Origin of the sequence: Bacillus sp. SIMBA_074 (assembly GCF_046534555.1) — a bacterium.
In the GTDB taxonomy this organism is placed as follows: domain Bacteria; phylum Bacillota; class Bacilli; order Bacillales; family Bacillaceae_G; genus Bacillus_A; species Bacillus_A mycoides.
This window is the reverse complement of record NZ_JAWRYM010000708.1, coordinates 1-262: the sequence shown is the minus strand read 5'-3', so window position 1 is coordinate 262 and position 262 is coordinate 1. Positions and strand designations below refer to the sequence as shown.

Genomic DNA, 262 nt, shown 5'->3' with positions numbered 1-262 from the left:
GGTGACCCGTACGGGATTCGAACCCGTGTTACCGCCGTGAAAGGGCGGTGTCTTAACCACTTGACCAACGGGCCAAATATTATAAATTCCTTATGGCGGAGAGCAAGGGATTCGAACCCTTGATACGCTTGTGACGTATACACGATTTCCAATCGTGCTCCTTCGGCCAACTCGGACAGCTCTCCAATGGCTCCGCAGGTAGGAATCGAACCTACGACCGATCGGTTAACAGCCGATAGCTCTACCGCTGAGCTACTGCGGA

3 tRNA genes are annotated in these 262 nt (G+C 53.4%); all 3 read right to left on the bottom strand.

The window, feature by feature from the left end:
* Positions 1 to 2: 2 nt before the first annotated feature.
* Positions 3 to 74 (bottom strand) — tRNA-Glu (locus tag SB773_RS32625).
* Positions 75 to 93: 19 nt separating this feature from the next.
* Positions 94 to 185, bottom strand: a tRNA-Ser gene (locus SB773_RS32620).
* Between the two features lie 2 nt (positions 186 to 187).
* Positions 188 to 262, bottom strand: a tRNA-Asn gene (locus tag SB773_RS32615).